Origin of the sequence: Pseudomonas entomophila, assembly GCF_029193575.1 — a bacterium.
GTDB lineage: Bacteria > Pseudomonadota > Gammaproteobacteria > Pseudomonadales > Pseudomonadaceae > Aquipseudomonas > Aquipseudomonas entomophila_G.
The window spans coordinates 98,581-119,178 of sequence record NZ_JARGCS010000022.1 but is presented as its reverse complement, the minus strand read 5'-3'; the positions used below and the strand labels follow the sequence as shown (position 1 = coordinate 119,178).

General features: G+C 65.2%; 17 protein-coding genes. 8 read left to right on the top strand and 9 right to left on the bottom strand.

Annotation, left to right across the window (positions count from 1 at the left end):
• The first annotated feature begins 250 nt into the window (after nucleotides 1-250).
• The 6 genes from P0Y43_RS10520 to cmoB all read left to right on the top strand — a co-directional run bounded on the left by P0Y43_RS10520 (nucleotide 251) and on the right by cmoB (nucleotide 9,024).
• Nucleotides 251-1,597: a carbohydrate porin gene (locus P0Y43_RS10520; protein WP_275637231.1), complete on the top strand. Its 1,347-nt coding sequence runs from the start codon at nucleotides 251-253 to the stop codon at nucleotides 1,595-1,597.
• Between the two features lie 32 nt (nucleotides 1,598-1,629).
• Nucleotides 1,630-4,041: a glucose/quinate/shikimate family membrane-bound PQQ-dependent dehydrogenase gene (locus P0Y43_RS10515; RefSeq protein ID WP_275637230.1), complete on the top strand. Its 2,412-nt coding sequence runs from the start codon at nucleotides 1,630-1,632 to the stop codon at nucleotides 4,039-4,041.
• A gap of 207 nt (nucleotides 4,042-4,248) precedes the next feature.
• Nucleotides 4,249-6,669 (top strand): endopeptidase La, encoded by a 2,421-nt coding sequence (gene lon, locus P0Y43_RS10510; RefSeq protein ID WP_275637229.1) that lies wholly within the window; start codon nucleotides 4,249-4,251, stop codon nucleotides 6,667-6,669.
• A gap of 174 nt (nucleotides 6,670-6,843) precedes the next feature.
• Nucleotides 6,844-7,236 carry a protease inhibitor I42 family protein gene (locus P0Y43_RS10505; protein ID WP_275637228.1) on the top strand — a complete coding sequence of 131 codons (393 nt, stop codon included), beginning with the start codon at nucleotides 6,844-6,846 and terminating at the stop codon, nucleotides 7,234-7,236.
• A gap of 91 nt (nucleotides 7,237-7,327) precedes the next feature.
• Nucleotides 7,328-8,071 (top strand): carboxy-S-adenosyl-L-methionine synthase CmoA, encoded by a 744-nt coding sequence (gene cmoA / locus P0Y43_RS10500; RefSeq protein ID WP_275637227.1) that lies wholly within the window; start codon nucleotides 7,328-7,330, stop codon nucleotides 8,069-8,071.
• Nucleotides 8,068-9,024: a tRNA 5-methoxyuridine(34)/uridine 5-oxyacetic acid(34) synthase CmoB gene (gene cmoB, locus P0Y43_RS10495; RefSeq protein WP_275637226.1), complete on the top strand. Its 957-nt coding sequence runs from the start codon at nucleotides 8,068-8,070 to the stop codon at nucleotides 9,022-9,024. The genes cmoA and cmoB overlap by 4 nt, the downstream gene beginning before the upstream one ends.
• 67 nt (nucleotides 9,025-9,091) lie before the next feature.
• Here cmoB and P0Y43_RS10490 read toward each other — a convergent pair whose 3' ends face one another.
• On the bottom strand, nucleotides 9,092-9,298 hold the full coding sequence (locus P0Y43_RS10490) for a hypothetical protein (RefSeq protein ID WP_275637225.1): 207 nt from the start codon (nucleotides 9,296-9,298) through the stop codon (nucleotides 9,092-9,094).
• A 286-nt stretch (nucleotides 9,299-9,584) separates the two neighbouring features.
• On the opposite strand from P0Y43_RS10490, the gene P0Y43_RS10485 reads away from it, so the two are divergent.
• Both P0Y43_RS10485 and P0Y43_RS10480 read left to right on the top strand, forming a co-directional pair.
• A complete protein-coding gene (locus P0Y43_RS10485; protein ID WP_275637224.1) occupies nucleotides 9,585-10,259 on the top strand; it encodes a heavy metal response regulator transcription factor in 675 nt (224 codons plus the stop codon).
• On the top strand, nucleotides 10,256-11,641 hold the full coding sequence (locus tag P0Y43_RS10480; RefSeq protein WP_275637223.1) for a heavy metal sensor histidine kinase: 1,386 nt from the start codon (nucleotides 10,256-10,258) through the stop codon (nucleotides 11,639-11,641). The genes P0Y43_RS10485 and P0Y43_RS10480 overlap by 4 nt, the downstream gene beginning before the upstream one ends.
• 112 nt (nucleotides 11,642-11,753) lie before the next feature.
• On the opposite strand, the gene pdxJ is transcribed toward P0Y43_RS10480, so the two are convergent.
• The 8 genes from pdxJ to P0Y43_RS10440 all read right to left on the bottom strand — a co-directional run bounded on the left by pdxJ (nucleotide 11,754) and on the right by P0Y43_RS10440 (nucleotide 20,597).
• Nucleotides 11,754-12,479, bottom strand: a complete 726-nt coding sequence (pdxJ, locus tag P0Y43_RS10475) for a pyridoxine 5'-phosphate synthase (RefSeq protein WP_430540241.1) — start codon at nucleotides 12,477-12,479, stop codon at nucleotides 11,754-11,756.
• 61 nt (nucleotides 12,480-12,540) lie between these two features.
• Nucleotides 12,541-13,224, bottom strand: a complete 684-nt coding sequence (gene recO, locus P0Y43_RS10470; RefSeq protein WP_275637221.1) for a DNA repair protein RecO — start codon at nucleotides 13,222-13,224, stop codon at nucleotides 12,541-12,543.
• Nucleotides 13,225-13,361: 137 nt separating this feature from the next.
• Nucleotides 13,362-14,264, bottom strand: coding sequence for a GTPase Era (era, locus tag P0Y43_RS10465; protein WP_275637220.1), 903 nt, complete (start codon nucleotides 14,262-14,264; stop codon nucleotides 13,362-13,364).
• Nucleotides 14,257-14,946, bottom strand: a complete 690-nt coding sequence (gene rnc, locus P0Y43_RS10460) for a ribonuclease III (RefSeq protein ID WP_275637219.1) — start codon at nucleotides 14,944-14,946, stop codon at nucleotides 14,257-14,259. The genes era and rnc overlap by 8 nt, the downstream gene beginning before the upstream one ends.
• A gap of 159 nt (nucleotides 14,947-15,105) precedes the next feature.
• Nucleotides 15,106-15,960 carry a signal peptidase I gene (gene lepB, locus P0Y43_RS10455; RefSeq protein WP_275637218.1) on the bottom strand — a complete coding sequence of 285 codons (855 nt, stop codon included), beginning with the start codon at nucleotides 15,958-15,960 and terminating at the stop codon, nucleotides 15,106-15,108.
• 5 nt (nucleotides 15,961-15,965) lie between these two features.
• On the bottom strand, nucleotides 15,966-17,765 hold the full coding sequence (gene lepA, locus P0Y43_RS10450) for a translation elongation factor 4 (protein ID WP_275637217.1): 1,800 nt from the start codon (nucleotides 17,763-17,765) through the stop codon (nucleotides 15,966-15,968).
• 261 nt (nucleotides 17,766-18,026) lie between these two features.
• Nucleotides 18,027-19,427: a DegQ family serine endoprotease gene (locus tag P0Y43_RS10445; protein WP_430540240.1), complete on the bottom strand. Its 1,401-nt coding sequence runs from the start codon at nucleotides 19,425-19,427 to the stop codon at nucleotides 18,027-18,029.
• Nucleotides 19,428-19,631: 204 nt separating this feature from the next.
• Nucleotides 19,632-20,597 carry a MucB/RseB C-terminal domain-containing protein gene (locus P0Y43_RS10440; RefSeq protein ID WP_275637215.1) on the bottom strand — a complete coding sequence of 322 codons (966 nt, stop codon included), beginning with the start codon at nucleotides 20,595-20,597 and terminating at the stop codon, nucleotides 19,632-19,634.
• Nucleotide 20,598: the final 1 nt, after the last annotated feature.

Here is a 20,598-nt window from a genome sequence, read left to right as displayed (position 1 = left end):
CATCCTTCAGCACGGCGGGGTACCTGTGGGAGCGGGCGTGCCCTCGATAGCGGCGCCCCTCTGCAAACTGTTACCCCACCCGCAACAATCCCCTGCGACATTTTGTCTTTTTTTCTTACAACTTCCCCTATATCCTGCCTGCCACAAGCTGAAACGCTTCACTTAATAAATCTTGTCTTCATCTCCATCGATCAATCCGATTGACCGATGTTTTCGGCATTTCTTAAAAATCAAAAGACAGCGCTATCTCATGTTCCAACTGCCCACCCATCGTTACCCCGCTATGGCCCTCGCCACCCTGCTCGGCAGTGTCTCGCCCAGCGCCAGCGCCAGCGAACCCTTGGCCAACGACACCCCCTGGATGCTTGGCGACTGGAACGGCACACGCAGCGCGCTGAAGGAACAAGGCTACGACTTCACCCTCGGCTACGTCGGCGAAATGGGCAGCAACCTGCACGGCGGCTTCGACCACGACCGCACCGCGCGCTACAGCGACCAGTTCACCGTGGGCAGCCACCTCGACCTGGAAAAGCTCCTCGGCTGGCACGCCGCCGAGTTCCAGCTCACGGTTACCGAGCGCCATGGCCAGAACATCAGCAACGACCGCATCAACGACCCAAGGGTCGGCGGCTTCACCTCGGCCCAGGAAGTCTGGGGCCGGGGCCAGACCTGGCGGCTGACCCAGTTGTGGGTCAGGCAGAAGTACCTCGACGACGCCCTGGACGTGAAGTTCGGCCGCTTCGGCGAAGGCGAGGACTTCAACAGCTTCCCCTGCGACTTCCAGAACCTGGCGTTCTGCGGCTCGCAAGTCGGCAACTGGGTCGGGGGCATCTGGTACAACTGGCCGGTCAGCCAATGGGCGCTGCGTGTCAGATACCGCCTGCACGACGACCTCTATGCCCAGGTCGGCGTGTTCGAGCAGAACCCCTCCAACCTCGAACGCGGCAACGGTTTCAAGCTGAGCGGCAGCGGCACGCAAGGCGCGCTGATGCCAGTCGAACTGGTGTGGAGCCCGCGGGTCAATGGCCTGGAAGGGGAATATCGCGCCGGCTACTACTACAGTAATGCCAAGGCACAAGACGTTTACAAGGATGGCAACGGGCAACCGGCGGCCCTCAGCGGCCAGGCCTACCGAAGCAGCGCCAGCAAGCAGGGTTTCTGGCTCGGCGCACAGCAGCAGGTCACCTCGCTCGCCTCGGACGCCTCGCGCGGCCTGAGCCTGTTCGCCAACGCCACGTTGCACGACAAGAAGACCAATGCCATCGACAACTACGTTCAGGCGGGTGTGGTGTACAAGGGGCCTTTCCAGGCCCGGGCCAAGGACGACATCGGTTTCGCCCTCGCCCGCGTGCACGTCAACCCCGCCTACCGCAAGAACGCTCGCCTGGCCAACCTGGCCCGGGGCCTGGACGACGATCACGACCCGGCCTTCCTGCCCGTGCAGGACACCGAATACAGCGCCGAACTCAACTACGGCATCCACCTCGCCGACTGGCTCACCCTGCGCCCGAACCTGCAATACATCCGCCACCCGGGCGGTGTGTCGCGGGTCGATGACGCGCTGGTCGGCGGCGTGAAGATCCAAAGCAGTTTCTGAACCCTATTTCTGAACCTAACGGAGAACATGCGATGAGCACTGACGGTGCCAACACTGGAACCCGCTGGCTACCGCGCCTCGTAGGCGTGCTGCTGTTGCTGATGGGCCTGGCCCTGTTGGCCGGCGGCATCAAGCTGAGCCAGCTGGGTGGATCCCTGTACTACCTGATCGCCGGTATCGGCTTCGCCGTGTCCGGCATCCTGCTGCTGGCCCTGCGCCGCATCGGCCTGGGCCTGTATGGCGTGGTGCTGCTGGGCAGCACCGCCTGGGCGCTGTGGGAAGTCGGCCTGGACTGGTGGCAACTGGTGCCGCGCCTGGCCATCTGGTTCGCCCTGGGCGTGGTCCTGCTGCTGCCCTGGGCGCGCCGGCCGCTGGTCGGCCCGTCGAGCAAGGTCAACGGCGCGCTGCTGGCCGTGGCCGTGGTCGCCTCTGGCACCACCGCCGTCGGCAGCCAGTTCACCCACCCAGGCGAAGTGTTCGGCGAACTGGGCCGCGACAGCAGCGAAATGGCCAGCGCCGCGCCGTCCATGCCGGACGGCGAGTGGCAGGCATACGGCCGCACCGAACACGGCGACCGTTACTCGCCACTGCGCCAGATCACCCCGCAGAACGCCTACCGCCTGGAAGAGGCCTGGCGTATCCGCACCGGCGACCTGCCGACCGACAACGACCCGGTGGAGCTGACCAACCAGAACACCCCGCTGAAGGTCAACGGCATGCTCTACGCCTGCACCGCGCATAGCCGCCTGCTGGCCCTGGACCCGGACACCGGTGCCGAGATCTGGCGCTACGACCCGCAGGTCAAGAGCCCGGTCGGCACCTTCAAGGGCTTCGCCCACATGACCTGCCGCGGCGTCTCGTACTACGACGAAAACCGCTACGTCAGCCGCGACGGCAGCCCCGCGCCGAAGATCTCCGACGCCGGCCAGGCCGTGGCCCAGGCCTGCCCACGACGCCTTTACCTGCCCACCGCCGATGCCCGCCTGATCGCCATCAACGCCGACAACGGCAAGGTCTGCGAAGGCTTCGCCAACCAGGGTGTGATCGACCTGACCCGCGGCATTGGCCCGTTCACCGCCGGTGGCTACTACTCCACCTCACCGGCAGCGGTCACCCGTGACCTGGTGATCATCGGCGGCCATGTCACCGACAACGAGTCGACCAACGAGCCGTCCGGCGTGATCCGCGCCTACGACGTGCACGACGGCCGCCTGGTGTGGAACTGGGACAGCAACGCCCCCGACGACACCCAGCCGCTGGCTGCCGGCAAGACCTACAGCCGCAACTCGGCGAACATGTGGTCGATCGCCAGCGTCGATGAAGAATTGGGCATGATCTACCTGCCCCTGGGCAACCAGACCCCCGACCAGTGGGGCGCCGACCGCACACCCGGCGCCGAGAAGTACAGCGCCGGCATCGTCGCCCTGGACCTGGCCACCGGCAAGGCACGCTGGAACTACCAGTTCACCCACCACGACCTGTGGGACATGGACGTCGGCAGCCAGCCGACCCTGGTGCACCTGAAGACCGATGACGGCATCAAGCCTGCACTGATCGCCCCGACCAAGCAGGGCAGCCTGTATGTGCTCGACCGCCGCGACGGCACGCCGATCGTGCCGATCCGCGAGATCCCCGCGCCGCAGGGCGCGGTCAAGGGCGACCGCACCGCGCCGACCCAGGCCCGCTCCGACCTGAACCTGCTAGGCCCGGACCTCACCGAGCAAGCCATGTGGGGGGCCACGCCCTTCGACCAGATGCTGTGCCGCATCCAGTTCCGCGAGCTGCGCTACGACGGCCAGTACACCCCGCCGTCCGAGCAGGGTTCGCTGATCTACCCAGGCAACGTCGGCGTGTTCAACTGGGGCAGCGTGTCGGTCGACCCGGTGCGCCAACTGCTGTTCACCTCGCCGAACTACATGGCGTTCGTCTCCAAGATGGTGCCGCGCGAGCAGGTCGCCGCCGGCAGCAAGCGCGAGAGCGAGACCAGCGGCGTGCAGCCGAACACCGGGGCCCCCTACGCGGTGATCATGCACCCGTTCATGTCGCCGCTGGGCGTGCCATGCCAAGCGCCGGCCTGGGGCTACGTGGCGGCCATCGACCTGTTCACCAACAAGGTGGTGTGGAAGCACAAGAACGGCACCACCCGTGACAGCACCCCGGTGCCGATCGGCCTGCCGGTGGGCGTGCCGAGCATGGGCGGCTCGATCGTCACCGCCGGTGGCGTGGGCTTCCTCAGCGGCACCCTGGACCAGTACCTGCGCGCCTACGACGTGCACAACGGCAAGGAGCTGTGGAAGTCGCGCCTGCCGGCCGGCGGCCAGGCCACGCCGATGACCTACACCGGCAAGGACGGCAAGCAGTACGTACTGGTGACCGCAGGCGGGCATGGCTCGCTGGGCACCAAGATGGGTGACTACATCATCGCTTACAAACTGGCCGAGTAGCGCCAGCTTAAGGGGCTCATGGCCCCCATCGCGGGTCAAGCCCCGCTTCTACAGGCCCCCACCGATTTCATGAACGGCGGGGCACCTGTAAAAGCGGGCTTGCCCCGCGATGACGTCTTCACAGCCCCCCCCACCCACTTCGACTACCATTGAAACCCATCCCCCACCGCCCCATCTAAGCACCATAGTCATTCACGCAGGTGCCCCATGAGCGACCAGCAGGATTTCCCGGAACACCCCGACGCACACCGCGAAGTCGAACACCTCGACAGCAAGGCCGACACCGGCCATGCCCTCGCCCTGCCCGGCCAGCAACTGCCGGACAAGGTCTACGTGATCCCGATCCACAACCGCCCGTTCTTCCCGGCCCAGGTACTGCCGGTGATCGTCAACGAAGAACCCTGGGCGGAAACCCTCGACCTGGTCGCCAAGACCCCGCACCACGCCCTCGCGCTGTTCTTCATGGACACCCCGCCCGAAGACCACCGCCACTTCGACACCAAGGCCCTGCCCGAATACGGCACCCTGGTGAAGGTGCACCACGCCAGTCGCGAAGGCGGCAAGCTGCAATTCGTCGCCCAGGGCCTGACCCGTGTGCGCATCCGCACCTGGCTCAAGCACCACCGCCCGCCGTACCTGGTGGAAGTCGAATACCCACGCCAACCCAGCGAACCGACCGACGAGGTCAAGGCCTACGGCATGGCCCTGATCAATGCGATCAAGGAACTGCTGCCGCTCAACCCGCTGTACAGCGAAGAGCTGAAGAACTACCTCAACCGCTTCAGCCCCAACGACCCGTCGCCACTCACCGACTTCGCCGCCGCGCTGACCTCGGCCACCGGCAACGCGCTGCAGGAAGTGCTCGACTGCGTGCCGATGCTCAAGCGCATGGAGAAGGTGCTGCCGATGCTGCGCAAGGAGGTCGAGGTCGCGCGCCTGCAAAACGAGATCTCCGCCGAGGTGAACCGGCAGATCGGCGAACACCAGCGCGAGTTTTTCCTCAAGGAGCAACTCAAGGTCATCCAGCAGGAGCTGGGCCTGACCAAGGACGACCGCAGCGCCGACGTCGAGCAGTTCCAGCAACGCCTGCAAGGCAAGACCCTGCCGGACGCTGCGAAAAAGCGCATCGACGAGGAAATGGGCAAGCTGGCGATCCTCGAGACCGGCTCGCCGGAGTACGCCGTCACCCGCAACTACCTGGACTGGGCCACCGCCCTGCCGTGGGGCGTGTACGGCGCCGACAAGCTCGACCTCAAACATGCACGCAAGGTCCTTGACCAGCACCATGCCGGCCTTGACGACATCAAGGAGCGCATCCTCGAATTCCTCGCCGTCGGTGCCTGGAAGGGCGAGATCAGCGGCTCGATCGTGCTGCTGGTGGGCCCGCCGGGCGTGGGCAAGACCAGCATCGGCAAGTCCATCGCCGAATCCCTCGGCCGGCCGTTCTACCGCTTCAGCGTTGGCGGCATGCGCGACGAGGCGGAAATCAAGGGCCACCGCCGCACCTACATCGGCGCCCAGCCGGGCAAGCTGGTGCAGGCGCTGAAGGACGTCGAGGTGATGAACCCGGTGATCATGCTCGACGAGATCGACAAGATGGGCCAGAGCTACCAGGGCGACCCGGCCTCGGCGCTGCTGGAGACCCTGGACCCGGAACAGAACGTCGACTTCCTCGACCATTACCTGGACCTGCGCCTGGACTTGTCCAAGGTGCTGTTCGTGTGCACCGCCAACACCCTGGACTCGATTCCTGGCCCGTTGCTCGACCGCATGGAAGTGATCCGCCTGTCGGGCTACATCACCGAGGAAAAACTCGCCATCGCCAAGCGCCACCTGTGGCCCAAGCAGCTGGAAAAGGCCGGCGTGGCCAAGACCAGCCTGAGCATCAGCGACAGCGCCCTGCGCCTGGTGATCGAGGGCTACGCCCGCGAGGCGGGCGTGCGCCAGTTGGAGAAACAGCTGGGCAAGCTGGTGCGCAAGGCGGTGGTCAAGTTGCTGGAAGACCCCGACGCGAAGCTCAAGATCGGCACCAAGGACCTCGAAGCGGCCCTGGGCATGCCGGTGTTCCGCAGCGAGCAGGTGCTGGCTGGCAAAGGCGTGATCACCGGCCTGGCCTGGACCAGCATGGGAGGCGCCACGCTGCCGATCGAGGCCACACGCATCCATACCCTGAACCGCGGCTTCAAGCTCACCGGCAAGCTGGGTGACGTGATGAAGGAGTCCGCCGAAATCGCCTACAGCTACGTCAGCTCCAACCTCAAGCAGTACGGTGGCGACCCAGGCTTCTTCAACGAGGCATTCATCCACCTGCACGTGCCCGAGGGCGCCACCCCCAAGGACGGTCCCAGCGCGGGCATTACCATGGCCAGCGCCCTGCTGTCGCTGGCCCGCGACCAGGCACCGAAGAAAGGCGTGGCGATGACCGGCGAGCTGACACTGACCGGGCAGGTGCTGCCGATTGGCGGGGTACGCGAGAAGGTGATCGCCGCCAAGCGGCAGAAAATCTTCGAACTGATCCTGCCGGAGGCCAACCGCGGGGACTTCGAGGAGCTGCCGGATTACCTGCGTGAAGGGTTGACGGTGCATTTCGCCAAGCGCTTTGCCGACGTGGCGAAAGTGTTGTTCTGAGAAGAACCCCGGGCCGCTGTGCGGCCCATCGCGGGGCAAGCCGCTCCACAGGCACACCGCCCCCTTGAGAACGGCGGGGTACTGGTGGGCTTGCCCCGCGATAGGGCCCTCACAGCCCCCACACACTCCAGCGCATCGGTTATCCTCAGGCCATTGCCCGCCTCAGGAGCCACCATGACCCTCCCCCGCCTGCTGCTCCCCCTGAGCCTCGCCCTAGTCGCCGCCTGCGCCCAACAGCCCCGGCAAACCGTCGAGCTGGACGCCGAAAGCGAATGCCCCAAGCGTTTGCAGGTCGGTCAGAACCTTACCCTCACCCTGCCGAGCAATCCCACCACCGGCTATCGCTGGTTGGTGCAGAGCCCGGCATCGAACATCCTGCGCAGCCTGGGCCCAGAGGTCTACAGCAGCCCCGAGGAAGCCGGCCTGGTGGGCAGCGCAGGCGTGTCCACCTGGCGCTTCCAGGCCAGCACCGCCGGCGAGAGCCACCTGATCCTGGTCTACCAGCAACCCTGGGCGCCGGAAGTGCGGCCGGTGCAAACCTTCGATTGCGCGATCCGGGTGAAGTAGGGCCACGGCGCTTTCGGTCAGCCAGCCATGCATCCTCAGCCAGGTTTGGCTAGAATGCCGGCCCTCGATACGCGTTGAACCTGGACCCGCCGTGAGCAAAGAACCCGATCGCCTATTCGCACAGCCCCTGGAGCAGGTGCCCGACTTCGTCTTCAACGAAGACGTGGTGCGGGTGTTCCCGGACATGATCAAGCGCTCGGTGCCCGGCTACCCGACCATCGTCGAGAACCTCGGCGTGCTCGCCGCGCGCTTCGCCCAGCCGAATACCGCGCTGTACGACCTGGGCGCCTCGCTGGGCGCGGTGACCCAATCGCTGCGCCGCCATGTGCGCGCCGAGGGTTGCCGGGTGATCGCCGTGGACAACTCGGCGGCGATGGTCGAGCGTTGCCGCCAGTACCTCACCGCCCAGGACTCGATGTTCCAGGAGCTGCTGCCGGTCCAGGTGCTGGAAGCCGACATCCTCGCCCTGCCCTTCGAGCCTGCCTCGGTGGTGGCGATGAACTTCACCCTGCAGTTCATCGCCCCGGAGCAACGCCTGGCACTGCTCGCACGCATCCGCCAGGCGCTGCTGCCAGGCGGGGCGTTGATCCTCTCGGAGAAACTGCGCTTCGCAGACGACCAGGAACAGGCGCTGCTCAACGACCTGCACCTGGACTTCAAGCGCGCCAACGGCTACAGCGACCTGGAAATCGCCCAGAAGCGCAGTGCCATCGAACACGTGATGAAACCCGACACCCTCGAAACCCACCGCGAACGCCTGCTGGCCGCCGGGTTCTGCAAGGTGGTGCCGTGGTTCCAGTGCCTCAACTTCACCTCGCTGATTGCCCTGCCATGATCGACCTCTCCCCCCTCGTCCGCCGACTGGCGGGCACCCCACTGGCGTCCTGGTCCCAGGGCCTGCAAGCGCAACTCGAAGCCAAGCTGGAGAAAGGCCATGGCGACCTCGACCGCTGGCGTGGCGCGCTGGAGGCCCTGCCCGCCTTGCAGCCAAGCGAGATCGACCTGGTCGACGGCCTGCGCCTGGACACGCCCTGCGATGACGCGACCCGCGAGCGACTGCACAAGGCCCTGATGGGCCTCTCGCCCTGGCGCAAGGGCCCGTTCGACTTGTTCGGCGTGCACGTCGACACCGAATGGCGCTCGGACTGGAAGTGGTCACGGGTCAGCCCGCACCTGGACCTCAAGGGCAAACGCGTACTGGACGTGGGCTGCGGCAACGGCTACTACCAGTGGCGCATGCTCGGCGCGGGCGCCGACATGGTGGTGGGCGTCGACCCCAACTGGCTGTTCTTCTGCCAGTTCCAAGCGGTACAGCAGTACCTGCCCGAGCTGCCGGCCTGGCACCTGCCGTTCGCCCTCGAAGAGCTGCCCGCCAACCTGGAAGGCTTCGACACGGTGTTCTCCATGGGCGTGTTCTACCATCGTCGCTCGCCCATCGAGCACCTGCTGGCGCTCAAGGACTGCCTGGTCAAGGGCGGCGAGCTGGTGCTGGAGACCCTGGTGATCGAGGGTGATGAAAACCAGGTGCTGGTGCCCGAAGACCGCTACGCGCAGATGCGTAACGTATGGTTCCTGCCCTCGGTGCCCGCGCTCGAGCGCTGGCTGCGGCGTGCCGGATTCAGCGACGTGCGCTGCGTGGACGTCAGTGTCACCCGCGTCGAAGAGCAGCGCAGCACCGAGTGGATGCGCTACCAGTCGCTCGCCGACTTCCTCGACCCCAGCGACCACAGCCGCACCATCGAGGGCCTGCCGGCGCCGCGCCGGGCGACGTTGGTGGCGCGCAAATAAAAAGAGCGCCCGAGGGGCGCCCGAATTCACCTGCGCGGCCGGAGCACCGCAGCGCAGGGAGTTGCGCTCAATCCTGGGCCACCGCGCGGGCCCTCTCTTCCTGCTGCTTGCGTTCGCGCTCGGCCACGGCCTGCGGCGTGTCGCCGTGCAGACGCTGCTGGTCTTGCAGGAACGTCTGCACGAACAGCCGCGAGCGCTCGGCGCCGCCTTCTGCCAGGGCCGCGGAACTGCCTACGGCGAGGGTCGCCAATAGCAGGTACTTGATCAGGTTCATGGTGCTTGCCTCGTGATAGCGGTTCAGACAGCGCCATCCTAGCCAGGGCAAGCTAACGCCAAGGTGAGACGGACATTACAGTGCTGCAAGGGTCATGGGCCCTATCGTCACCGCAGGAGCGGGCTTGCCCCGCGATAGGCGCCGGACCTGTCACCCACATGACCCGCGCATTACAAATCGGCAATCCCCGCAACCTCCCCCGTCTCATGCCGTAACATCCCCGCGCTTGACCCTGATCCCGCTACAAGGTCGAGAATCGCCCCCTTTTCCCACACCGAGCCCGCCCATGCGCCTACTGATCATCGAGGACGAACCCCGCACCGCCGACTACCTGCAACAGGGCCTGCGCGAAAACGGCTACGTGGTCGACTGCGCCCACACCGGCACCGACGGCCTGCACCTGGCCCGCCAGCAGCCCTATGACCTGGTGATCCTCGACGTCAACCTGCCCGAGCTGGACGGCTGGAGCGTGTTGCAGCGCCTGCGCGCCGAGTCGCCCACGCGAATCATGATGCTCACCGCCCACGGCCGCCTGGCCGACCGGGTCAAGGGCCTGGACCTGGGCGCCGACGACTACCTGCTCAAGCCCTTCGAGTTCCCCGAGCTGCTGGCGCGCATCCGCAGCCTGCTGCGGCGCAACGACCAGCGCCTGCAGCCGAGCACCCTCAGGGTCGCCGACCTTGAGCTCGACCCCGGCCGCCACCGCGCCTGGCGCAGCGGGCAGCGCATCGACCTGACCGCCAAGGAGTTCGCCCTGCTGCACCTGTTGATGCGCCAGAGCGGCGAGGTACTGTCGCGCACGCAGATCATCTCGCTGGTGTGGGACATGAACTTCGACTGCGACACCAACGTGGTCGAGGTGTCGATCCGCCGCCTGCGGGCAAAGATCGATGACCCCTTCGAAGACAAGCTGATCCACACCCTGCGCGGCGTCGGCTACGTGCTGGAGGCGCGTGCGTGAAGGCCGCCAGCTTGTCCCTGCGCCTGGGGCTGTCGGTGACCCTGATGGGCGCCGCGCTGGTGCTGCTGCTGGCATGCCTGGCGGTGTTCGCCCTTGACCACGAGCTGGACAGCCGCGCACACCGCGACCTCGCGCGCAAGATGCTGCAAGTGGAGCACAACCTGCGGGTGGACCTACGCAGCGACGATCTAGGCGCCCGCGCTCACCCGCTGCTCGACCTGGTGATGGGCCATGACAACCTCAGCCTCAACGTGCTGGCCGTCAGTGGCCGCCACCCGCCACTGCTCAGCCTGGGACCTGCGCTGGAGGCGGACGCCTTGCGCCAGCTGGGCACTGGCGAGCCGTTGAGCTTCCAGGAATGGCGCGACCACGACGGCCGGCAACTGCTCACCGCCAGCCGCCTGATGCGCCTGCGCGACGACATGCCGGTGCGCGTGATGATGTCCCTCGACCGCGCCGACGACAACGCCCTGCTCCAGGCCTACCTGAACTCGACCCTCTTGGCCCTGCCGGTACTGCTGCTGCTGATCGGCCTCGGCGCCTGGAAGCTGGTGCAGCGCGGGCTGGACCCGCTGCGCCGGTTCCGTCGTATCGCCGGGCGGGTCTCGACCGAGAACCTGGAGCACCGCCTGCCGGTCGCGGGCCTGCCGCAGGAGCTGGCCGAGCTGGCCGCAGGCATCAACGTCATGCTCGACCGCCTCGACCAGGGCGTGCGCCAGCTATCGCAGTTCTCCGACGACCTGGCCCACGAACTGCGCACGCCGATCGGCAACCTGATGGGCAAGGCCCAGGTGACCCTGGCCCGCGAACGCGACAGCGGCAACTATCGCGAGGCGTTGGAAGACAGCGTCGAGGAACTGACCCGACTCAACCGCATGATCAACGACATGCTGTTCCTCGCCCAGGTCAGCCAGCCGCAGGCGCAACTGACGCTCAAGCCGGTGGCGCTGGCCGAGGAGGCTGCGCGGGTGATGGAGCTGTTCACCTTCGGCGCCGAGCTAAAGGCCATCGAATTGCGCTTGCATGGCTGGGGCACGGCGCTGGCCGATCGGCTGATGCTGCAGCGGGCGCTGTCCAACTTGCTGAGCAATGCTATTCGCCATAGCCCGGAGGGGCACGCGATAAACCTGGGGATCGAGCGGCAGGCGGGCGAGGTACGGTTGTGGGTGGAGAACCAGGGCGCGGGGATTGCCGAGGCGCATCAGCCGCATCTGTTCGAACGCTTCTACCGCGTGGGTAGCGGGCGTTCGCGGCTGGACGGGGGGACTGGCCTGGGGTTGGCGATCGTGAGGTCGATCATGCAATTGCATGGGGGGCGGGTCGAGCTGAGTAGCCAGGTGCAGGGGCCAACGCGGTTTACCCTGGTGTTTCGGGCGGAATGATGAGGGTGGTCACACCGGCTCAATCGCTGGGCAAACCCACACAGGTACCGCGCGGTCCATGAGGACAGCGTTGTACCTGTGTGGGTTTGCCCCGCGATTGGGCCGGCATTGATCAGCGCGAACCAGCCGCCACGATCAGCGCCTTCATTTCCGCCACCGCCGCCTTGAACCCAACGAACAGCGCATGCGCCACCAGCGCATGGCCGATGTTCAGCTCGTTGATGCCCTTGATCGCCGCCACCGCCTCGACATTGTGGTAGTGCAGGCCGTGCCCGGCATTGACGATCAACCCCTGGCCAACGCCAAACGCCACGCCATCGACGATACGCTTGAGCTCCTCGGCCACGTCGGTCGGCGTCTCGGCATCGGCGTAGCGCCCCGTGTGCAGCTCAATGGCGGGCGCACCGACGCGGCGCGACGCCTCGATCTGCCGCTCGTCGGCATCGATGAACAGCGACACCTCGGCACCGGTGCGCGCCAGGCGCTCGACCGCGGCCTTGATTCGGGCTTCCTGACCGGCGACATCCAGGCCACCTTCGGTGGTCAGCTCCTGGCGGGTTTCCGGCACCAGGCAGATGTGCGCCGGGCGGATGCGTTCGGCGAACGCCATCATTTCTTCGGTGACGCCCATCTCGAAGTTCATGCGGGTCTGCAGCACGTCCTTGAGCAACAGCACGTCGCGTTCCTGGATGTGCCGACGGTCTTCGCGCAGGTGCACGGTGATGCCGTCGGCCCCCGCTTCCTCGGCGTCCAGCGCGGCCTTGACCGGGTCGGGGTAACGGGTGCCCCGAGCCTGGCGCAGGGTCGCCACGTGGTCGATGTTGACGCCGAGAAGCATGCGGTTGCTGTGAGTCACGGAAGGCTCTCCTGAAGATTTAGCGCCACAGCATACGATGTGCTCAGCGCTTGCGAAACAGTTCCCGACTGACCAGCGGCTTGGGCCCCAGGTGCACCGCCAGGGCCTGGCGCATCAGGCGCTTGGCCGCGAGCAACGCACCGGGGGCTTCCCAGTCGGCCTCGGCCAGTGCCAGCAGCTCGGCGCCGTTGAACAACCCTGGCTGGAACAGCTCGACACGTTCCAGCCCCGCATCGACCTGCAGACGGTACAGCCCTTCGGCGACGATGGGCGCGTCGTTGACGTCATGGTCGAGGGCGAAGGCGTAGCCGAGTTCGTCCAGCAAGCGCCATTCGAACGAACGCAGCAGTGGCTCCAGCGCACGGCCGGCGGCCAGGGCTTGCAGGGTCAGGGTGTAATGCTCGAACAGCGCCGGGTGCGGCGCCTCGGCCGGCAGCAGGCGCATCAGCAGTTCGTTGAGGTACAGGCCGCTGAACAGCGCGTCACCATGCAACCAGGCGGCGATGCCGACCGTCTCAAGACGCCCGACGTTCTTCAGCTCACCGCGCCCGCGCAGTTCCACTTCCAGGGGCACGAACGGGCGCACCAGGCTGCCGCCCTTGCCACGCGCGCGACGCAGCACGGCGCGCATGCGGCCTTGCGGCGTGAGGAAGTCGACCAGCGCACTGGTTTCCTTGTAGGCGCGGCTGTGCAGGACGTAGGCGGGTTGGGGAGCGGGTTGATCCATCGGGAAGGGCTCGTTGGCGGGCGATGATGGCGTCGGCTCGGGCCCTATCGCGGGGCAAGTCGGATCGCCGCACCACCGCTCCTACAGGGGAACGGGGGTTAAGCGAAGCGGCCCGGAAAGTCCGGGCCGCTTGGGGGTTACAGGTCGCCGTAGCCCAGCGAACGCAGGGCGCGTTCGTCGTCGGACCAGCCACCCTTGACCTTGACCCAGAGGTTGAGCATCACCTTGGCGTCGAACAGCACTTCCATGTCCTTGCGCGCGTCGGAGCCGATGCGTTTGATGCGCTCGCCCTTGTCGCCGATGATGATCTTCTTCTGGCCATCACGCTCGACCAGGATCAGCGCATGGATATGCAGCACGTGCCCCTGCTGCTTGAACTCCTCGATCTCCACGGTGATCTGGTAGGGCAACTCCGCACCGAGCTGACGCATGATCTTCTCGCGCACCAGTTCGGCGGCGAGGAAACGGCTGCTGCGGTCGGTGATCTGGTCTTCCGGGAAGAAGTGCTCGTTTTCCGGCAGGTGCTTGGCGATCAGCGCTTCCAGCGACTCGAGGTTGTGCCCCTGCTGGGCGGAGATCGGCACGATCTCGGCGTTCGGCAGTTGCTGCTGCAGCCACTGCAGGTGCGGGATCAGCTCAGCCTTCTCGTCCATGCGGTCGGTCTTGTTGACCGCCAGGATCACCGGGCCGCTGACGTACTGCACCCGCTCCAGCACCAGTTGGTCCTCGTCGGTCCAGCGGGTGCGGTCGACCACGAAGATCACCACGTCGACGTCCTTCAGGGCCGCCGAAGCGTTGCGGTTCATGTAGCGGTTGAGGGCCTTGTCGTTGGCCTTGTGCATACCGGGGGTGTCGACGTAGATCGCCTGCACGTCACCCTCGGTCTTGATGCCGAGCATGTTGTGACGGGTGGTCTGCGGCTTGCGCGAGGTGATCGCCAGCTTCTGCCCGAGGATGTGGTTGAGCAAGGTCGACTTGCCCACGTTGGGGCGGCCGACGATGGCTACGTAGCCGCAGCGGGTCGGGTTGTTGTCAGTCATTGCCATTCTCCACGCCCAGGGCGATCAATGCGGAAGCCGCGGCGACCTGCTCGGCGATACGCCGGCTAACGCCCTGGCCACGGCTTTTGTTGTTCAGCAGCACCACTTCGCACTCGACGAAGAAGGTCCGGCAGTGCGGTTCGCCCTGGATGTCCACCACCTCGTAGCGCGGCAGCTCGCAACCGCGCGATTGCAGGAACTCCTGCAGGCGGGTCTTGGGGTCCTTGTTGGTGTCGACCAGGGTCAGCCCGTCGAACTCACCGGCCAGCCAGGCCAGGATGCGCTCGCGCGCGGTGTCCATGTCGGCGTCCAGGTAGATGGCGCCGATCAGCGCCTCCAGGGCATCGGCCAGGATCGATTCGCGGCGGAAACCGCCACTCTTGAGCTCGCCCGAGCCCAGGCGCAGGTATTCGCCCAGGTCGAAGCCCCGAGCCAGGCGGGCCAGGGTCTCACCCTTGACCAGGCGCGCGCGCAAGCGTGACAGCTGGCCTTCGCGCGCCTGCGGGAAGCGCTCGAACAGCGCCTCACCGGCGACGAAGTTGAGAATGGCATCGCCCAGGAACTCCAGGCGCTCGTTGTTGCGCCCGGCATAGCTGCGATGGGTCAGGGCCAGCAGCATTTGCTCCTGGTTCTTGAAGGTGTAGCCGAGCTTGCGCTCCAGACGGGCAAGGGAAGCACTCATGCGGCCACCCGTGGGTTGTTAAACGCGTTCAAATCAACATCCTGAAAGACTGTTTGGCTGTGGTTCGTCGTTCAAGAACGGCGAATCTCCCGATCCTTGAGAACACAGCCTATGTCAGAAATGCATTCGGCGCTGTCCGCGGGACAGCGCCGATGGGTATCAATGGATCAGGCCGACCCGTGACAGGTTGGGGAAGTGGCTGAGCTTGGGCTCTGGCCAACTCATCCATACCGCGAAGGCCTTGCCGACGATGTTCCTGTCCGGAACCATGCCGTGCAGTTCCTTGGGAATGTTCGGGTCGTCCCAGTAACGGCTGTCGTTGGAGTTGTCGCGGTTGTCGCCCATCATGAAGTAGTGGCCGGCCGGCACGGTCCATTGCTGGTCCGGTGGCATGCGGTAGCGGCTCATTTCCTTGCGGATCAGGTGCTCGGCCTCGCCCAGTTTCTCTTTGTACAGCTCGGCGCTGCCCAGGGAACCGGCTTCGGCGCCAACCAGCTGTTCGGCGATCGGCTGGCCGTTGACGAACAGTTGCTTGTCGCTGGTGTAGCGCACCACGTCGCCCGGCAGGCCGACCACACGCTTGATGTAGTTGACGTTCGGGTCGCTTGGGTAGCGGAACACCATGACGTCGCCGCGTTGCGGGTCACCGACCTCGATGACCTTCTTGTCGATCACCGGCAGGCGAATGCCGTACGAGAACTTGTTCACCAGGATGAAGTCACCCACTTCCAGGGTGGGCTTCATCGATCCCGAGGGGATCTGGAACGGCTCGACCAGGAACGAACGCAGCACCAGCACGATGAACAGCACCGGAAAGAACGACTTGCCGTACTCGACCAGCAACGGCTCCTTGTTCAGGCGCTCGACCACGGCCACTTCGGGCTGGTTGACGCTGCCCTGGTAGTTGGCGACCGCCGCCCGCCGGCGCGGGGCCAGGAACAACAGGTCGATCAAGCCCAACAGACCGCAGACGGCAACGGCGATGACTAGCAACAGCGGGAAATTTAGCGACATAGGACCTAGCTATCCAACCTGAGCACGGCGAGGAAGGCTTCCTGTGGAATCTCCACGTTACCCACCTGTTTCATGCGTTTCTTACCGGCCTTCTGCTTCTCCAGCAGCTTTTTCTTACGGCTCACGTCGCCACCGTAGCATTTAGCCAGTACGTTCTTTCTGAGCGCCTTGACCGTGGTCCGCGCGATGATCTGGCCGCCGATAGCCGCCTGGATCGCCACGTCGAACATCTGCCGAGGGATCAGTTCCTTCATTTTTTCGGTCAACGCACGGCCTTTGTAGGCGGCGTTGTCGCGATGCACGATCAATGCCAGGGCATCGACCTTGTCGCCGTTGATCAGTACGTCCAGCTTGACCAGGTTGGCCGACTGGTAGCGATCGAAATGATAGTCCAGCGAGGCATAGCCGCGGCTGGTGGATTTGAGCTTGTCGAAGAAATCCAGCACCACTTCGTTCATCGGCAGGTCGTAGCGGACCTGCACCTGGCTGCCGAGGAACTGCATGTCGCGCTGCACGCCACGCTTCTCGATGCACAGGGTGATGACGTTGCCCAGGTGCTCCTGGGGCACGAGGATGGTGGCGGTGACGATCGGCTCGCGGAAATCGGCGACCGCCGAGACGTCAGGCAGCTTCGAGGGGTTGTCGACGACGATGGTTTCGCCGGTCTTGAGTTCGAGCTCGTAGATCACGCTGGGCGCGGTGGTGATCAGGTCCAGGTCGTACTCGCGCTCCAGGCGCTCCTGGATGATCTCCATGTGCAGCATGCCGAGGAAGCCGCAACGGAAGCCAAAGCCCAGTGCGTCGGAGCTTTCCGGCATGTATTGCAGCGACGAGTCGTTGAGCGTCAGCTTCTGCAGGGCGTCGCGGAAATCTTCGAAGTCGTCGGAGCTGACCGGGAACAGGCCTGCGTAGACCTGCGGCTGGATCTTCTTGAAGCCAGGCAGGACTTCGACCTCGGGGGTCGTGGACAGGGTCAGGGTGTCACCGACCGGGGCACCGTGGATGTCCTTGATGCTGGCGATGATGAAGCCCACTTCACCGGCCTTGAGGTCGGCGGTCTGGGTGTGTTTCGGGGTGAAGACGCCGACGCTGTCGACCAGGTGCACCTTGCCGGTGGACTTGACCAGGATCTTGTCGCCTTTCTTGACGCGGCCGTGTCGCACACGCACCAGGGAAACCACACCCAGGTAGTTGTCGAACCAGGAGTCGATGATCAGCGCCTGCAATGGCGCTTCGATATCACCTTCTGGCGCGGGAATGCTCTGCACCAGGCGCTCAAGCACCTCGTCGACGCCCATGCCGCTCTTGGCGCTGCAGGCCACGGCGTCAGTGGCGTCGATGCCGATGATCTTCTCGATCTCGTCCTTGACGCGATCAGGGTCGGCCTGGGGCAGGTCCATCTTGTTCAGGACCGGCATGACCTCCAGGCCCTGCTCGATGGCGGTGTAGCAGTTGGCCACGGACTGGGCCTCGACGCCTTGACCGGCGTCCACCACCAGCAGCGCACCCTCGCAGGCGGCCAGGGAGCGGCTGACTTCATAGGTGAAGTCGACGTGGCCGGGGGTGTCGATGAAGTTCAGCTGGTAGGTCTTGCCGTCCTGGGCCTTGTAATGCAGCGTGACGCTGTGGGCCTTGATGGTGATACCGCGCTCGCGCTCAAGGTCCATGGAATCAAGGACCTGGGCTTCCATTTCGCGCGCCGACAGGCCACCGCACATCTGGATGAAACGGTCGGCCAGCGTCGACTTGCCATGGTCGATGTGGGCGATGATGGAGAAATTGCGGATATGACTCAAATCACTCACAGGTCAACACTCGAAAAGGCTGCGAGCCGGACGCCCGCCGAAAAATAGCCGGGAATTGTACCTCAAGCCGAAGGGATATGGGAGCGTCCTCATCGGCCCATGCCCGCCCCCTGTAGGAGCGCGCTTGCCCGCGATAGTGACGGCGTAGACACCGATGTCGCCTGGTCAGACGCCATCGCGGGGCAAGCCCGCTCCTGCAAGGAACGTATCGCCTCGTAAAAAGGGCAGCCGAAGCTGCCCTTTTCCTACATCACTCCCGGCTTATTCCGCCAGCTTGAAGGTAATGAAGCTGGCGCGCCCCTGGCGCAGCACTCGCATGGACACCGAACGGTTCTTCGGCAGGTCCTTGGCGATTTCAGTGAACTGCTTGGCGTTGCCGATCGCCTGGTTGTTCAGGTGGCTGATGACATCACCCGGGCGCAGGCCGATCAGGGCTGCCGGGCCATCCTGGACTTCCTTGATGACCACACCGCCCTTGAGTTCCAGGGATTTCTTCTGCTCGTCGGACAGGTCGGCCACCGACACGCCCAGGCGGTTGCTACTGCGCTCGGCGCCACCCTGGCCGCCAGTGCCGATGTCGGCATCGTCGTCCGGCAACGCACCAATGGTGATGTCGAGGTTCTGGCGTTTGCCTTCGCGGATGATCTCCAGCTTGGCCTTGTCGCCATCCTTGAGACCGCCCACCAGGTGTGGCAGGTCGGCCGACATGATGATCGGCTGGCCGTTAAGGCTGAGGATCACGTCGCCCACCTGCAGGCCGCCCTTGGCTGCGGGGCCGTTCTCCAGCACCTGGGCCACCAGGGCGCCCGCCGGCTTGTCGAGGCCGAAGGATTCGGCGAGGTCCTTGTTGACCTCCTGGATCACCACGCCGAGCCAGCCGCGGCTAACCTTGCCGTCTTTCTTCAGCTGGTTCGAAACATCCAGCGCCACATCGATCGGGATGGCGAAGGACAGGCCCATGAAGCCGCCGGAACGGGTGAAGATCTGCGAGTTGATGCCCACCACCTCGCCTTTCATGTTGAACAGCGGGCCACCGGAGTTACCCGGGTTGATCGCCACGTCGGTCTGAATGAACGGCACATAGGTGTCATTGGGCAGCGTGCGGCCCTTGGCGCTGACGATACCCTTGGTCACCGAATGGTCGAAACCGAACGGCGAGCCAATGGCTAGCACCCATTCGCCAACCTTGAGTTTCTCGGAATCACCCAGCTTCACGGTCGGCAGGTTCTTGCCGTCGACCTTCAGCAGGGCGACGTCGGTGCGCGGGTCGGTGCCGACCAGCTTGGCCTGCAGCTCGCTGCGGTCGGACAGTCGGACGATGATCTCGTCGGCGTCAGCGACCACGTGGTTGTTGGTCAGCACGTAGCCATCGCTGGAGATGATGAAGCCCGAGCCCAGCGACTGCGCCTCCCGCTGGCGGTCGCCACGCGGCGAACGCGGTTGTTGCGGCATGTTGCGCTCGAAGAACTCGCGGAACATCGGCGGCAGCCCCTCGAGGTCGGGCATCTGCCCAGCGGCGACGCGGCGGTCCGGCAGCTTCTGCTTGGTGCTGATGTTGACCACGGCCGGCGAGGCCTGCTCGACCAGGGTGGTGAAGTCCGGCAGGGCTTCCTCGGCCTGGGCGGTGAGCACCTGGCCGAGCATCAGCACGGCGGCGAACATCGATAGGTAGGATTTCAAGCGTGGTATTGACATACGGCTCCCGTCACAACGAGCGTAGTTAGCAGAAGGGCCCCTGCAGAAGCAGGAAAGGCCAGACTCCAAGAAGCCTGACCTATAGAAAATTTACCAACGGATTGCAAATGACAATGCTTTAATTTCATGTCAGCCGAAGGTTCTCACGGCTGCGGGAGCAGGCGCCAATCCTCATTGGCGCGCCTGCGCATCCTGGGCGCGCATCGACAGTGCGACGCGTTCGGCGGTGCCCAGCGGGATCTCCCCGACCACCGTGACCATGACCTTGCCCTTGGGTGTGGTCAGGTGCCGCGAGACCGCCACGGTCGGCCCCAACTGGGCGCGCGTGTCGATGCCGGCGTCATCCTTGATCGGCTCGAGGAACACCGAGAAACGCGCCAGCCCATCGTCGTACATCAGGCTGCTGACCATGCTGTTGCGCTTGGGATCACGGCGCACCGCGCTGTTCACCAGTTCGAAACCTGGCGGCAGCCAGTCGGAGCGCCAGCCGGCGGCGGCTTCGGCGGTGGTCGGAGCCACTCGCTCAACCGCCTTGCATGCCGCACTGGCCTGCAGGTCGCTGTCGGTAGGTAGGTCTTCAGTGTCCAGACGAGTCATCTGGAAGCGCTCCAGCAACTGCCCTTTGTCGTTGAGCATCAACGAGCGCAGCGGCAGGCCGGTCTGGCGGTCCAGATGCAGTTCGAAAGCATAACGGTGCTGGTCACGCGGGGTCAGGGTAACGATCACCGCGTCGCGCCCGGCGACGCGTGACTTGCCTGCCACGCTCAGGTCATACCAGCTCATCAACTTGAGTGGATCGAGCACCCGCGGCGCAGAATCGGGTGGGGTACCCACGCCGCTGACCAGGGACCCACTGACGCAGTGCACCTTGCCATCGACCCGCACGATCTCCTGTGCGGCGCCATCGAGCTGCAACAACCGCTCGCTGACCTTGCCATCCTGGACGCGATGCCAGATGTCGTGGGTGGAAAAACTGCCATTGCGTTCGTAGACGAAGGAACCCTGGTAACTCTGCCCTTGCTCAGCCCGTGCCAGCTTGTTCAACCACTCACTCGCCTCGGGCGAGGAGTTGGCCGCCAGCACTGGCAGCGTCAGGGAACTGCCGAGCAATATCGACAGAAGAGGTAGCGCGCGCATG

Excerpts from the sequence above, each read along its gene's own strand:
- P0Y43_RS10515 (WP_275637230.1), top strand. The coding sequence starts at position 1,630 with ATGAGCACTGACGGTGCCAACACTGGAACCCGCTGGCTACCGCGCCTC.
- P0Y43_RS10440 (WP_275637215.1), bottom strand. The coding sequence starts at position 20,597 with ATGCGCGCGCTACCTCTTCTGTCGATATTGCTCGGCAGTTCCCTGACG.
- P0Y43_RS10490 (WP_275637225.1), bottom strand. The coding sequence starts at position 9,298 with ATGAACCTGATCAAGTACCTGCTATTGGCGACCCTCGCCGTAGGCAGT.
- pdxJ (WP_430540241.1), bottom strand. The coding sequence starts at position 12,479 with ATGCTTCTCGGCGTCAACATCGACCACGTGGCGACCCTGCGCCAGGCT.
- P0Y43_RS10520 (WP_275637231.1), top strand. The coding sequence starts at position 251 with ATGTTCCAACTGCCCACCCATCGTTACCCCGCTATGGCCCTCGCCACC.
- P0Y43_RS10445 (WP_430540240.1), bottom strand. The coding sequence starts at position 19,427 with ATGTTCGCCGCCGTGCTGATGCTCGGCCAGGTGCTCACCGCCCAGGCC.
- lon (WP_275637229.1), top strand. The coding sequence starts at position 4,249 with ATGAGCGACCAGCAGGATTTCCCGGAACACCCCGACGCACACCGCGAA.
- lepB (WP_275637218.1), bottom strand. The coding sequence starts at position 15,960 with ATGTCGCTAAATTTCCCGCTGTTGCTAGTCATCGCCGTTGCCGTCTGC.
- P0Y43_RS10505 (WP_275637228.1), top strand. The coding sequence starts at position 6,844 with ATGACCCTCCCCCGCCTGCTGCTCCCCCTGAGCCTCGCCCTAGTCGCC.
- recO (WP_275637221.1), bottom strand. The coding sequence starts at position 13,224 with ATGGATCAACCCGCTCCCCAACCCGCCTACGTCCTGCACAGCCGCGCC.
- P0Y43_RS10485 (WP_275637224.1), top strand. The coding sequence starts at position 9,585 with ATGCGCCTACTGATCATCGAGGACGAACCCCGCACCGCCGACTACCTG.
- rnc (WP_275637219.1), bottom strand. The coding sequence starts at position 14,946 with ATGAGTGCTTCCCTTGCCCGTCTGGAGCGCAAGCTCGGCTACACCTTC.
- cmoB (WP_275637226.1), top strand. The coding sequence starts at position 8,068 with ATGATCGACCTCTCCCCCCTCGTCCGCCGACTGGCGGGCACCCCACTG.
- era (WP_275637220.1), bottom strand. The coding sequence starts at position 14,264 with ATGACTGACAACAACCCGACCCGCTGCGGCTACGTAGCCATCGTCGGC.